The organism is Bacteroidota bacterium (assembly GCA_037133915.1).
In the GTDB taxonomy this organism is placed as follows: Bacteria; Bacteroidota; Bacteroidia; order Bacteroidales; family CAIWKO01; genus JBAXND01.
Map to the genome: position 1 here is coordinate 1 of JBAXND010000004.1, position 14,331 is coordinate 14,331.

At 41.8% G+C, this 14,331-nt stretch carries 13 protein-coding genes and 1 pseudogene; 10 read left to right on the forward strand and 4 right to left on the reverse strand.

What is annotated here, in order from left to right:
• Positions 1-49: 49 nt before the first annotated feature.
• From WCM76_02270 to WCM76_02300, 7 genes and pseudogenes are all read left to right on the forward strand, one after another.
• Positions 50-211, forward strand: a pseudogene (locus WCM76_02270) (ORF6N domain-containing protein).
• A 69-nt stretch (positions 212-280) separates the two neighbouring features.
• Positions 281-808, forward strand: coding sequence for a hypothetical protein (locus WCM76_02275; protein ID MEI6764436.1), 528 nt, complete (start codon positions 281-283; stop codon positions 806-808).
• A 149-nt stretch (positions 809-957) separates the two neighbouring features.
• Positions 958-2,505 carry a T9SS type A sorting domain-containing protein gene (locus tag WCM76_02280; GenBank protein ID MEI6764437.1) on the forward strand — a complete coding sequence of 516 codons (1,548 nt, stop codon included), beginning with the start codon at positions 958-960 and terminating at the stop codon, positions 2,503-2,505.
• A 218-nt stretch (positions 2,506-2,723) separates the two neighbouring features.
• The gene (locus WCM76_02285) at positions 2,724-4,247 is read left to right on the forward strand and encodes a PKD domain-containing protein (protein ID MEI6764438.1); all 1,524 of its coding nucleotides are present in this window, start codon (positions 2,724-2,726) and stop codon (positions 4,245-4,247) included.
• 106 nt (positions 4,248-4,353) lie between these two features.
• Positions 4,354-5,343 (forward strand): hypothetical protein, encoded by a 990-nt coding sequence (locus tag WCM76_02290; protein ID MEI6764439.1) that lies wholly within the window; start codon positions 4,354-4,356, stop codon positions 5,341-5,343.
• A complete protein-coding gene (locus WCM76_02295; protein ID MEI6764440.1) occupies positions 5,340-5,963 on the forward strand; it encodes a porin family protein in 624 nt (207 codons plus the stop codon). Before WCM76_02290 ends, WCM76_02295 begins: the two co-directional genes overlap by 4 nt.
• On the forward strand, positions 5,935-6,519 hold the full coding sequence (locus WCM76_02300) for a UbiX family flavin prenyltransferase (protein ID MEI6764441.1): 585 nt from the start codon (positions 5,935-5,937) through the stop codon (positions 6,517-6,519). Before WCM76_02295 ends, WCM76_02300 begins: the two co-directional genes overlap by 29 nt.
• Before the next feature lie 6 nt (positions 6,520-6,525).
• Here the strand turns inward: WCM76_02300 and WCM76_02305 are convergent, their stop codons facing one another.
• Both WCM76_02305 and WCM76_02310 read right to left on the reverse strand, forming a co-directional pair.
• A complete protein-coding gene (locus WCM76_02305) occupies positions 6,526-7,011 on the reverse strand; it encodes a hypothetical protein (GenBank protein MEI6764442.1) in 486 nt (161 codons plus the stop codon).
• Positions 7,012-7,018: 7 nt separating this feature from the next.
• The gene (locus WCM76_02310) at positions 7,019-8,380 is read right to left on the reverse strand and encodes a glucose-6-phosphate isomerase (GenBank protein ID MEI6764443.1); all 1,362 of its coding nucleotides are present in this window, start codon (positions 8,378-8,380) and stop codon (positions 7,019-7,021) included.
• A gap of 314 nt (positions 8,381-8,694) precedes the next feature.
• Here WCM76_02310 and WCM76_02315 point away from each other — a divergent pair, with 314 nt between their 5' ends.
• From WCM76_02315 to recJ, 3 genes are all read left to right on the forward strand, one after another.
• Positions 8,695-10,359 carry a HAMP domain-containing sensor histidine kinase gene (locus WCM76_02315; protein MEI6764444.1) on the forward strand — a complete coding sequence of 555 codons (1,665 nt, stop codon included), beginning with the start codon at positions 8,695-8,697 and terminating at the stop codon, positions 10,357-10,359.
• A gap of 6 nt (positions 10,360-10,365) precedes the next feature.
• Positions 10,366-11,076 (forward strand): response regulator transcription factor, encoded by a 711-nt coding sequence (locus WCM76_02320; protein ID MEI6764445.1) that lies wholly within the window; start codon positions 10,366-10,368, stop codon positions 11,074-11,076.
• Positions 11,077-11,149: 73 nt separating this feature from the next.
• Entirely contained in the window at positions 11,150-12,907 is a 1,758-nt protein-coding gene (gene recJ, locus WCM76_02325) for a single-stranded-DNA-specific exonuclease RecJ (GenBank protein MEI6764446.1), read from the forward strand.
• Positions 12,908-13,011: 104 nt separating this feature from the next.
• Here recJ and WCM76_02330 read toward each other — a convergent pair whose 3' ends face one another.
• Complete coding sequence (locus tag WCM76_02330; GenBank protein MEI6764447.1) at positions 13,012-13,569, reverse strand: T9SS type A sorting domain-containing protein; 558 nt, start codon at positions 13,567-13,569, stop codon at positions 13,012-13,014.
• Between the two features lie 80 nt (positions 13,570-13,649).
• On the reverse strand, positions 13,650-14,270 hold the full coding sequence (locus WCM76_02335) for a hypothetical protein (protein ID MEI6764448.1): 621 nt from the start codon (positions 14,268-14,270) through the stop codon (positions 13,650-13,652).
• Positions 14,271-14,331 lie beyond the last annotated feature (61 nt).

The following is a 14,331-nucleotide window of genomic DNA, read 5'->3' on the forward strand; positions in this document are numbered from 1 at the left end:
TGAAGGTGGTCAAATTAAAACGGCGTAGACTGGTCAATTTAGGCGGCGTATCCACGTAAGAAGAAATGCAGAACGATTTCCTGCAACATTTATTTTTCAACTAAAAGAAAAAGAATGGGAGAACTTGAGGTCACAAATTGTGACCTCAAGTTCTGAACATGGCGGTCGCCGATATCTACCTTATGTCTTTACTGAGCAGGGAGTCGCCATGCTATCCGCAGTATTGAAAAGCAGCACAGCCATTAACGTCAGCATACAGATCATGCAAACCTTTGTCCAAATGCGAAAATTTATTGCAGATAATGCAGTTGTTTTTCATCGGCTGGATAAGGTGGAACGCAAGCAGATCGAAGCCGATGAAAAGTTTGACCGTATTTTTTCCGCAATGGAAAAAAGGGAACTCAAACCTGAAAAAGGCATTTTCTTTGATGGCCAGATTTACGATGCCTATTCCTTTATTGCAGATCTCATTCGTAATGCCGGCAAATCAATTATCCTTATCGATAATTACATTGATGATTCCGTACTCACACTACTTACAAAAAGGAAGAAAGGCGTAAAACTCACCATTTACACCAAAGAAATGAACAAACAGCTTCAGTTAGACATCAGCAAGTATAACGCACAGTATGAACCGGTGCAGGTCATTGAACTCAAGCATGCCCACGATCGTTTCCTGATCATTGACGAAAAAGAACTTTACCATATTGGCGCTTCATTAAAAGACATTGGTAAAAAGTGGTTTGCATTTTCAAAAATGAGTGCTGAATGTTTCTCAATGCTGGAAAAACTCAAACAATTAACATAAGCAGCGTATAGAGAACCCGGCACTCACTTTATTGAACACTTTAATTTTTTAGGTATTTGATTTTAATTCGTGTGTGTGCGATTCGTACATTTGAATGTTCGTTCTTCAAGGAATAATCTGCTTTTTCTTCAACATTTTTATACCTGAATATGAAAACAAAACTCCTGTTTGCCTTGATAGTGCTCATTGGCGGGATGCAGGTTCCCTGCTTTTCGCAATTCAATGACGGTGATTCACTGACGTTCTGGTCGCCATCATACATAGACTGGCCTCCGCTGTGGGGTGCCCCGCAACGCGAAATCAAAACAGTATGCAAAAAGGCCGGGAATCATTGTTATGTGTTTACTGAAATCATCGGCCCTCAGATTTTACAGACAGATGCAGATAACCTCGTGCAAACGTTCGACAACCAATATTATCAGGCGCTCACTTCAAAATATGGACCCATACCTGATGTTTTTGATGGTGATTCAAATATTTTTATCGTTTTTCTGGATGAGAATAACTGGTGCGGATATTTTGATCCCGGGCAACAAATGTCGGACTCCATGGTGTTTGCCACCTGGGGCAAGCACAGCTCCGAGCGGGAGATTATTTTTGTTGCGAGTCAATGCTACCAAGGTGCCGCAGAAATAGTTGCCCATGAGTTCGGGCACCTGCTGCACTGGCAGCAGGACCACTCTCCCGAACCGGCCGTCAACCCTACCCATTACTGGGAAGAAGCTTGGGTGGATGAAGGATTCTCTACCTTTGCAGCGATATACCTGACAGAAAATATTTTCCAGCACAATGTACCTGATGCCTATTCCTTTTTCACCAACGACCCCGATATCCCTCTTATTTATTTCTCCAATTACAATCAGGTAAAATTATTCATGTTATTCATGTTTGAGCATTACGGAAACTGGAACTATATTTCAACACTTATCAGTAACCAGCTTAATGGTATTCCGGGTGTTGAAAGTACCCTTAACACACTGGGATATTCACAATCATTTGATGATGCCTTTGAACAGTGGATAATTGCGAACTATGCCGATGACTCTGTTTATGATGGAGGAAAATACGGGTATTTACATTATAATTTCGCTCCCTGCTCGCTCTCCGACATTCACAGTACATTTCCGCTTTCAACGGTTCAGTCAACTGTAAATCCATATGCGGCTGATTATATCGGATTCACGTCTTCAACATCCAAAACCATAACCATTGCCTTCAATGGTCAGCCTGATTCGAAATTTCGTGTGGATATAATCTTGAAGAATACTTCGAATGACGCAATTGACAGCATAATCAGCATGCCGCTCGACAGCGTGAATCATGGCACATTCGTGACAACGGGCTTTGGCTCTGATTACGACCGGGTGGTTATGGCGGTAATGAATATTGATTCCACGATTCATGAAAACAACACGGCTTCATATTCCTACTCGGCAACTGAAACGTCGGGTGTAAAAGAAAACACCTTCGCGGTTTTAGAAGTATTCCCAAACCCTGCAACAGATTTATTATACTTAACCGTTCCCGGAAACGGAATGACAAATGTAACCTTACAGGATATTCAGGGGCGGCTTCAATACAACGGAGTCATCTGTGGTTCCGGAATAATTGATATCCGCAATCTTGCCGATGGCATTTATTTTCTGAAAGCAAACGGCATTGAAGGATGCTTCACAAAAAAAATAATGAAATACTGATAATAACCGAATAAAATCAGGCCCCCCGCCCTGAGTATCTATATTATGAATAAGTATCAGAAAGAATATGTTTACCGAATAAACAAACACACCCTGAAAAGAAATTCATTATTGACATTTGCATCCCCGTAAAGCTGATGTAGGTCACTACCGCGTATTAGTGCGTATTCCTGTATCAAAATATTTGAGTACTTTAGTATTTTGAAAAACGGAATCGTATGATAACACTAATCTCTCGTGCATTAAGGCTGCTGTCATTGCTTTTTATACTGTTTTTATTCTCAGAAACGACCTATTCACAGGGCGTAGCAGTGAATGTTTCAGGTCTTCCGGCCGACAGCTCAGCCATTTTTGATGCCAACAGCAACAATCAGGGTGTGCTTGTCCCACGCATGACCACTGCCGAGCGGAACGCAATTACAAATCCTGCCATAGGGCTGCTGATTTTTAACAAAACAACCAATTGTTTCAACTTCTATAAGGCAGGCGGGTGGTATGAGCTTTGCGGCAATTGCGTTCAGCCGCCATCGCCTGTTGCAGGCAGCAATAGTCCGCGGTGCGCGGGAGATACGCTTAAACTCACAGCTAGTACTATCGCCGGGGTTACCTACTCATGGACAGGTCCCAACGGCTTTTCGTCAACGGCTCAAAATCCAATGATACCGAATGCCGGAACAGCAAACACAGGGATTTACAGCCTGATTGCCACAAACAGTCAGAACTGTTCGAGTAATGTGATAACTCTGGGTGCCTTGGTGCTGCCTTCACCTGTATCAACATTCACTTATGCTCCAAATCCCCCGAGTCTAAATCAGAATGTAACCTTTACACCGACACAGACCGGTGCACAGTTTTATCTATGGGCGTTCCAAAATGGTTCCCCATCAACAAGCACATCACAAAATCCGGTTGTAACCTGGACAACCTCGGGCAATGCCACAGTAAGCATACAGGTAACCAACAATGGCTGTTCCTCTGTAAGCACGACCGCAGTAAATGTGCAAGGCTGCACACACAGCTCTCAAACGTTCAGTTATACAGGTAGTATTGTTAACTGGACGGTACCTATTGATGCCTGTGCCCTAACTATAGAAGTTTGGGGTGCGCAGGGCGGAAACACAGGCGGTCTCGGAGCGCGCATGCGAGGCGAATTCACGGGGTTAAACGGACAGACATTAAAAATACTTGTTGGCGGACAAGGCGGAATGAATGGTGCTAATAATGCCGGTGGTGGGGGCGGTTCGTTTGTTACGACTTCGGCAAACAGTCCGCTCATTATTGCCGGAGGAGGTGGTGGTAATGTAACCAACCCTAACAATAACATGCATGCATCAATAGGCACTAGTGGTATGGACGGTAATAGTACATCTTATCCGTCGCAATATGGTGCCGGTGGAACTAATGGAAATGGCGGCGGGCCGGGCGGTTGTGCTGCTGCCGGAGGTGGATTACTAACAGACGGAGCCTTTTCCGGTTGCGGATATACTTCAGCTAATGCCGGCAAAGCTTTTGTGAATGGCGGTGCCGGCGGCAACCTGTCAGGGAATGCCACCGGTGGATTTGGCGGTGGCGGTGGTGGCGGCGGCTCGGGTGGCGGCGGTGGCGGCGGATATTCGGGTGGTGGCGGCTCGTACCATTATCCCGGAAACGGCGGTGGCGGCGGCTCATACAACTCAGGCGCCAACCAGAGTAACAGCGCACAAGTGCAATCGGGAAACGGACAGGTAACGATTACGTGGTAATGAGTAATTAACAATTCGTGATTAATAATTGTTAATTGAAATTTAGAATTCCGGTTCTGTTTCGATATAATACTGTACTACCTTTACGCGGCTAAAACATTATTGAATGAAACGCCTACTCCTTACTACATTTCTAACTTTTACTGCTTGCCTGGTATATTGTAAATCTCCGGAAAAACCGGAATATCCCGCGGACACATTATCGTATGAGTTTTATGGAACGATTGCATCACTTGACAGCAGTGTACTGACCGTGCGCAGAACCTTCGGAGATTTTTTGCCTGAGACCGGAACAGAAGGAACGTTGTCCAAAAGTTTTGAGCTGAAAATGTTCAATGAAATGACAAACGGCTGGATAGAAATTGGTCAGAGCATTGTGAAATATATAAATAAAGACACCATTGCATTTGACGTTAAAAGCGTGCTCACGGATACTGATACGGACAGCAATAAATCTGAGTACTTCAAGCCATTTTCCGAAATTAAATTCACTTGGGCCGGATCCATTCCGCGCGATGACCTTGCATATAAAACCGGCATGAGTTATTATAATAAAGATAATGACATTGCCATGCAGTACTTTGAACGAACACTTAAACTCAACCCGGAATATCACAAAGCCCTGAACATGCTGGGAGTTATCAAACAATCGAAAAATGAATTTGATTCGGCGATTGTTTATTTTGAACGGGCACTGGCACTTGACGGTCGCAATGTGACCTATCTTAAAAACATGGCCATGGCGTGGTTTGCTCAAGGCAAGTACCGCGAATCGCACGATTATGCGTGTCAGGCAATAACATTTGACTCTACCGATGCTCAGGCTCATTTTCTGAAAGGAATGACTCAGTATTATTTGCTGAAGGTTTCATCAACAGATGAAACGAAACAACAGGTTACAAAAGAACTTGACATTGCATTAAATCTTGACCCCAACAATAATTATTTCTATTCTCAGCGGGCATATATCCGTAACGAATTTGGTGACCACGAAGGTGCCTGCAACGATGCTAAAAAAGTGGAAATGTTAGGCGGAAACGATGCTGAAATGCTTATGAATGCATATTGCACCAATCATAAAAAAGAAAAACAATGAAACGTGCGCTCGCACTGTTGATAATCAGTATAACTGTTATTTCAAGTATCAACGGTCAAACAGTTTTTAAAGGCGGACTCAGTTTGGGTATTACGGCAAGCCAGATTTCAGGAGACCAGCTATCAGGGTTTAACAAAGCAGGTATTTTTGGCGGTGCGTTTGTGAATTTCCGTTTTACCACACGTTCAGCATTGCAATTTGAGATGAATTATATTCAGAAGGGAAGTGCCCACAACCCTAAACCAGGCGCGGTCGATCCTCATTCATACAAATTAAACCTTCAATACATTGAAATTCCGATATTATACAACTGGTTGTTCAACAAACGTTTTGAATTTGAACTGGGTCCAACAGTTGCCTTTTTAATGAAATCGACAGAAAAGGACGAGGGCGGTATTATGCCCGACACGCGGCCATTTAACTGGTATGAAGTTGGCGTGCTTGGCGGAATACAGTTTAATATTTCGGAAAATTTCAGGGCCGGATTCAGAGGACAAAATTCAATACTACCGGTGCGTAATCATGCGGGCAATGTAACGTATCGCCTGAACCGCGGACAATACAATAGTTTATTGCTATTAAATCTTACCTATGAATTCAGCAGCCGAAAAAAAGACTAAGAAAATTATTGTAGGGGTAACCGGTGCCAGTGGTGCTATTTATGCAAAACTACTGATAGAGAAATTATATACTCTGGGAAGCCAGATTGAAGATTGTGCTCTGGTGTTCTCAGATAATGCAAAAGATGTATGGCACTACGAACTGGGTGATGATTCGTGGAAAACACTTCCTTTTAAAAGTTATGCATCCAATGATTTTTTTGCACCTGCAGCCTCAGGATCGGCGGGCTACAATACTATGATAATTTGCCCTTGCTCTGTCGCAACTCTGGGTCGTATTGCGAATGGTATATCAACTGATTTAATGACACGCAGTGCTGATGTGATGCTGAAGGAACGAAAAAAACTAATTCTGTGTGTTCGCGAAATGCCTTACAGCATCATTCATTTGAACAACATGAAAATTGCCACTGAAGCAGGGGCCGTCATTTGTCCTGCCTCACCATCGTTCTATTCACAGCCGGCAGACATTACCGCACTTTCATATACCGTCGTGGACAAGTTGCTTGCTCTTGCAGGTTTTGAATTTGAACGTTATCGCTGGGGCGAAAAATAATCTTTTCTAATTATCAGTTTCTATAACGTTGAGGTAAGCTTTGAGATTATCATTTCTGACCAGCTTTGAACCTTCAACTGTGCTGCTCCAATCGCCGGATGTAATGATAAATTCTATTATTGTATTTTCAGGTAATACTATGGGCATCTGCTGAACTCTTTCATGGTTGGGCCCGCGAAAAACGACAGGACCATATTTCTTTTTATCAATATCTGTAAGAACAGCACCGTTTATACTTTTAATAAATATGCGCACTTCATTGTAATTATATGTTCCAGGGTCATTCTTGTTGACGATAATATCTGTAGCACAATCGCTGAAGATATTTACCACATACCAGGTTTTACCGGCAGGAACTGTAAACTTTGCAGCAGGGTTGAAAAACTCTATCAGTTTAGCTTTACCCTTTGGATAGTTGGATTGCGCATTTAAAAAAGGAAAAGACAGCATGCACATCAAAGCTGTAGCAAATATTATTTTATGCGTTTTCATTTTAATTCTAATTATTCGTTCCTGATTTTACTTTATCTGCCATTTGTTTTGTTTCCGCTTCATACCCGGGCTTTCCGAGCAATGCGAACATATTATTTTTATAGGCTTCAACGCCCGGCTGATCGAATGGATTCACGCCCAACGCATAACCGCTAAGCGCGCAAGCAAATTCATAAAAGTAAATTAATTGTCCGAGGCATTCTTCATCCAATCGCGGAATACTGATGCGTATGTTGGGAACACCTCCGTCAATATGCGCCAGCAGGGTACCACTTTCGGCCACATGATTGACTTCCGAAAGTTTTTTACCTGCAATAAAATTCAAGCCATCAAGATTCTCCTTATTCTCAGGAATCACCACCTTTCTTTGCGAATTCGCCACCGAGAGTACCGTTTCAAAAATTATGCGCTGTCCATCCTGAATGTATTGCCCCATTGAATGCAAATCAGTAGTAAAATTGACACCTGCCGGAAAAATGCCTTTATGCTGCTTCCCTTCACTTTCGCCATAAAGCTGTTTCCACCATTCTGTAAGGCTTACCAAGCGAGGTTCGTACGTAACCATTATCTCCACATTTTTACCTTTACGATACAGCGCGTTGCGGGCTGCCGCGTAGATTATGGCAGGATTCTCCTTAAGAGAAGATGGCGCTGCAAGATGCCTTTGCATGCATCCCGCACCATCTAATAGTTTACGAATATTCAACCCGGCAACGGCAACGGGTAATAGCCCAACAGGAGTCAGTACAGAATATCGGCCACCCACATCATCAGGGATTACGTAAGTTGAATACCCTTCGCTATCAGCTAGCTTTTTAAGTGCGCCTTTTGCCTTATCTGTAATAGCAATGATGCGTTTGCGGGCACTTTCAACACCATATTTTTCTTCAATGTGTGCCTTCAGAATACGAAATGCAATAGCCGTTTCTGTAGTAGTTCCTGATTTTGAAATAACACACAGTGCATAATCTTTTTTATCAAGGACATCGAGAAGGTCGGCAATGTAGTCTTCGCTGATATTTTGCCCCGCATATAGGATTTTAGGGGAATTGCCCCCGTTGTTCAACATACTGAAACTATGTCCCAATGATTCGACCACCGCACGGGTGCCCAGGTAAGAACCGCCTATACCAAGCACCACCATATATTCAACGTTCCCCCGCAAACTATTTGCTTCTGCATCTATACGTGCGACAAGGTCATCGTTTACATCAGCAGGCAGCGTAAGCCATCCCAGAAAATCACGCCCGGCACCCGATTGTGAAATGAGTGTTTGAAAATGGGTTTCCATTTCACGCTCCACTTGCAGGAGTTCTTCAGATGAAACTGCCGTCTCTATATTATCAACATCAACACTAACCTTAATCATTGGATAATTGTTTAACTTTGCCTTTTATGAAATGAATGCTATGGCTTATTATCTTCAAAAATATGGAATTTACGGACACCGGAACAATAAAAAAAAGAGTGGTAAATTTACCACTCTTTTCCAGAAAATAATAACCAAAATTTTGTAAGGCTTAACAGCGATTATATTAACCACATGAAAAAATAAAGAGCCTTTAAATAACCATTTCAAAGGTACAACACATATAAAGCAGTAGATGTTAATAATGGTTAAGAAGTGTTAACAAATGTTAAACCGCCCTACATTAAAGCATTTCCGAATAATACGAGGAATAGATGAATAAAAAAGTTCTGTTGTTTATAATCGTGATAATGGTGATTGCACTATTGGTACTTGTTGCTATACAGGCATACTGGATAAAAAATGCTATTGCAATAAAAGAAGCCAATTTCAGCAGAAACGTGAAAGAATCCATGTCAACAGTTATCTATAAACTGGAGAAGATGGAGGTTACGGACCGCATTCGCACTAAAATGCACGGGAACAAACAGGGTCGAAAGCTAGTAAATACAATCGATTCCATCAACCAGATTTTCAACAAAGAATTGGAAGCCAATGCCGGTGACTCATCCCGGCCGTCACAAAATATTTTCAATGTTACCAGCGAAAAGATACGTGTTGTAGTTCTGCAGGAGCATACGGGTGAAATAATAAAACGATATGATACCAGTTACATCACGATACAGAAAAAGGGAGATATCGACAATTTAAACAACGACCTTTTTTCAGAAACATCAAATTCGAATTATAACATTGACAGTGTTACTGCAAATAAATTCCTCAATGTTGAGAATAAAATCAACAAGTATTTAGATAAAACATCCCTTGTAAATGATGTTTTTGAGGACATGTTTAATTTAAAGCATTATTCAGCAATAGAAAACAGGCTCAATTTTGCCTTACTCGATTCGTTGATAAATAATGAGCTTAAAAATAACGGTATTTATACTGATTATGAGTTTGGGGTTTATGACCCCTTGCGCAACGTGATGGTTCCCTATGCTGCGCGGTCAGATAGTAATGTGAGCTATCATAAAGAATTATTGGAACATGGCTATTCATATAATATGTTTCCGCGCGATTTGTTCATGACACCTGAGTATATTCTCATCTATTTTCCGCACCGCGGGGCATATCTCCTATCACAGTTGTGGCAAATGATTGTTCTTTCTTCGCTGCTTGTACTCGTTATTACACTATCGTTTATCTACACCATTGTAACCATATTCAAGCAGAAAAGGCTTTCGGAAATGAAGAATGACTTCATCAACAATATGACGCATGAATTTAAAACGCCCATATCAACCATCGCACTGGCGTGTGAAGCCCTGGACGACAGGGATATCAGCCGGTCGGAGCCGATGCAAAAAAAATACATCAGTGTTATAAACGAGGAAAATAAGCGGCTGGGCACCATGGCCGAAAAAATTCTGCAAACGGCTGTTATTGATAAAGGACAGGTTAACCTGCATTTTGAGCTTATTAATATTCACCAAACTATTGATGATCTTATCACAAACATGCATCTTCAGGCAGAAGCAAAAGACGGCAAAATTATTACCGATTTCCATGCCCGCAATTATTATCTGAAAGCTGATAAAACACACCTGATTAATGTAATGTATAACCTGATAGACAATGCCATAAAATACACGCCCGGCAAACCGCTGGTTAAAGTAAAAACACAAAACAGTCCGACCGGAATTTTAATCACGGTTGAAGACAATGGCATAGGCATCAGTAAAGCAAATCAAAGTAAGGTTTTTGAAAAATTATTCCGGGTTTCAACCGGAAATCTGCATGATGTAAAAGGATTTGGACTTGGCTTGCATTATGTAAAGACAATCGTTGAAATGCATCACGGAACCGTAATCATAGAAAGCGAAATTAAAAAAGGCACCCGAGTTAAGATTAATCTACCATTCGGAAATAAAAATTAATGCAATATGGTAAAACAGAATATCAGGATACTACTTGCCGAAGATGACAAAAATCTGGGCGAATTGCTGAAAACATATCTTGAAGCCAAAGGCTATCCTACTGTATTGACTGCGAACGGAGAGGAAGCCTATGATTTTTTCATCAAAGAAACATTTAATTTCTGCATCCTTGACATTATGATGCCGTTAAAAGATGGGTTTACGTTAGCTCGAGAGATACGAAAACGCGATAAAAAAATACCGATATTATTCCTTTCGGCGAAATCAATGCAGGATGATATTTTAAAAGGATTCCAGATAGGTGCCGACGATTATATTACCAAGCCATTCAGTATGGAAGTTCTGCTGATGCGAATGAATGCTATCCTCCGCCGTACAAGTGTTCAGGAAAAGGCAAGTCCGGACAGCAATCAGTTTTCGCTGGGCGACTATATTTTTGATCATAACCGACAGCTGCTGACTATTCGGGATAAGGAGCAAAAGCTCACCAGTAAAGAAGCTGACCTGTTAAAATTACTTTGTGAAAACGCAAACGAAGTACTTGACCGCAGCGTTGCGCTGAAAGAAATCTGGAAAGATGACAGCTATTTCAACGCCAGAAGCATGGATGTATATATCACAAAACTCAGAAAATTTCTTAAGGAAGATAGCAGCGTTGAATTGATTAACGTTCATGGAATAGGATTTAAAATTGTGGGCAATATCATACCTGTCTGAAAAGTGCAATAGTTAATATTTTTTAGGTTTGTTGGCGTTAATTGTATAATTTTACAGACAGAATTAGCCTACGATGGAAAAGCGGTGGATTTTAAAATCCGAGGGAGATAAAGTTACGGTCGAAGGGCTGGCAAAACAACTCAATGTTGATAAACAGATTGCCGCCCTATTGGTTCAGCGTGGCATTACCGGCTTTGATGAAGCTAAAGCTTTCTTCAGACCGCAAATGGCAGAATTGCATGATCCTTTTTTAATGAAGGACATGGACCTGGCTATCAGCCGTATTGAAAAGGCGATTGCCGAAAATGAGCACATCTTAGTTTATGGCGATTATGACGTTGATGGAACTTCCGCTGTTGCACTGGTTTATTCATTCCTGAAAAAGCATTATCCGCACGTTGATTTCTATATTCCTGACCGGTATTCTGAAGGTTATGGCATCTCTATACAGGGAATTGATTTTGCAAGTCAGAATAACTTCAAACTCATCATTGCTCTCGACTGCGGGATTAAAGCTGTTGAGAAAGTGGCCTATGCTTCTGAAAAAGGTGTTGATTTTATTATCTGTGACCATCACAGACCGGGCGCTGAACTGCCTAATGCTTGCGCAGTACTCGACCCAAAAAGAGGCGATTGCAGCTATCCGTACGAAGAACTTTCCGGTTGCGGCATCGGATTTAAGCTTATTCAGGCTTTTGCGATGAAAAACAACATTGGTACCGAAGATGTGTATCGCTATCTAGATTTGGTTGCAATCAGTATTGCCTCAGATATTGTTCTGATAACGGGAGAAAATAGAATACTTGCGTATTACGGACTCAAATTACTGAATTCAGACCCGCGTCCCGGAATAGAAGCCATTCTTTTATACAGCGGCATCAAACGCCGGACCCTGGCACCGGACGATAACTTAGATTTTATTTTTAATCGACAGCTTAACATCAATGATTTGGTGTTTCTTATCGGTCCCAGAATAAACGCCGCCGGCAGAATGGAAAGTGGTCGCAATTCAGTTGAATTACTCATTTCTCCGAATATTGAAGAAGCATTTGGGATAGGCAAACACATCGATAATTATAATACCGAGCGCCGAAGCCTCGACAGCCTCACAACGATTCAGGCGATCGAGATGATTTCAAACGACGAGGTGCTTCTTAGGAATAAATCAACGGTTGTTTACAGACCCGAATGGCATAAAGGTGTTATTGGAATTGTTGCATCGCGCCTTACCGAATCGTTTTATCGGCCCACCATTGTTCTTACAAATTCCAATGGACTGATTTGCGGCTCTGCCCGCTCGGTCAAAGATTTTGATATTTATGATGCCATTGATGCCTGCTCGGACCTGCTCGAACACTTTGGTGGACACAAATATGCCGCCGGCCTTTCGTTGAAGCCCGAGAATTTAACGCAGTTCATCAGTCGATTTGAAGATATCGTGTGTTCAACAATTACCGAAGACATGATGGTGCCGGAAGTTGAAGTTGACACCGAACTCGACTTAAAGCAGATAAATTCTAAGTTCTATCGCATTATCCAGCAGTTTGCTCCATTTGGCCCCGGTAATATGGCACCGGTATTTCTTTCTCGTGGTGTTGTAGATATAGGAACTGCAAGGGTTGTAGGCAAAAATCATCTTAAACTCAATATCACACATCCCACCATTTCAGGGCTTCCGCTGCCGGCTATCGCTTTTCAGTATGGCGAACTTTATGACTATATAAGAAGTGGAAACACCTTTGATATCTGCTATCACATCGAAGAAAATGAATGGAACGGAAATGTTACGCTTCAACTGAATATCAAGGATATTAAGATAAAAACCGTCTGAGGTCACCACACTGGAAAAAAACGCAGCGAACAGTGGGGAATAATACCCTGTGATCCCTCGACAAGCTCGGGATCAGTTCGACTTAATGATTTCGGTTCGCAAAATCACAGCCTCATTGATTTTACAATTACAATTTTCTGTTCGCCAAGCACAAGGCCGTTATTAATTACTTTGCAGTAATAGAATCCTGCATTTATTCCTTTCAGATTTATCTGATGTTTTGAAATGCCCGTTTCAATGGCTTCAACCAATACTTTTTGACCTGTAAGATCGTAAAGTTCTACGATCGCATTTTCGAAATTTCCATTTTTAAACTCAATGGTTACTATATCCGCAGCCGGATTTGGATACACTTTAATATTGCGTTCATTTTGCTTTTCAGCAACAGATGCTACCGGATCTACAAAAACGGTTATAGAATCTGATGTCATTTGAAAGTACTCGTCAATTACGGTAAGCGTATAAGTAGTGGTTTGCTGTGGCGCAGCCGTAGGCGTCCCAATGGTATTCGAGTTCAATGCCGCCGCCGGCGACCAGCTATACTGCCGTGCAGGGCTGGCATCGGTGCCTAACTGAACACTATCGCCCAAACTTATGTGCAGGTTTTTACCCCCTGCATTGGCACGGTAATCAAATCCGGTGCAGTCATATAAAGAAACCATATCAAGGTAATAAAATGCCTCATCGTAAGTTAAGTCGGTTGCATGAGGTTCCGGTATAATGTAATCAGATTGATAGTCATTTAAGAAATTTCCAATAGTAAGATATCTTCCCCACCAACAGCCACGAAACTCCCTGTAAAAAGCTGCCAACCAGTCTTATCAGATAAAAAGCGACCTTCCGGATTTCTTATCTGTGGAATGAATGTAAAATTCTCACTTCCATTTTGGTAAATTGCAGTATCAGAGAAATACACTCCAATATCATCTGTCGCTCTCATTGCGGAATCACCACAAGATAGCCATGCACTAAAACAATAACGATGTCCCGCTTCTAGGTTTTGTGTTAATTCAACTTGTAAGTATTCTCTCCAAAGCATCGAGGCCGTGTCACCAACAATGGCAATTAAGGTATATGCATTGCCTTCATAAGGATATTGATACCCGTCGAAATTCAGTGGCACAGAGCTATACTGATTACAATACGATGTCAAATAATAATTAGGATTTCCACCGCCCCAATTTGGCGCTGGGCTTATCCAACTGTCAGGCCACAGAAGACTGTCGGCAGGATTAAAAGGGCAAGGTTCAGTGCCATGATTTTGCTCAAAACTTGGGTTTGGCACCAGATTCATTTGTGAAAAAGCAAGTTCCGTTATCAGAAAAGCCGACAAAAAGACCATTATGGCTTTTGTTTTATTCATTGTACTTTTTTTTACATGTGAAGAGTGAAAAACGCCTGTCCGCCTGTGGCGGGAACAGTGA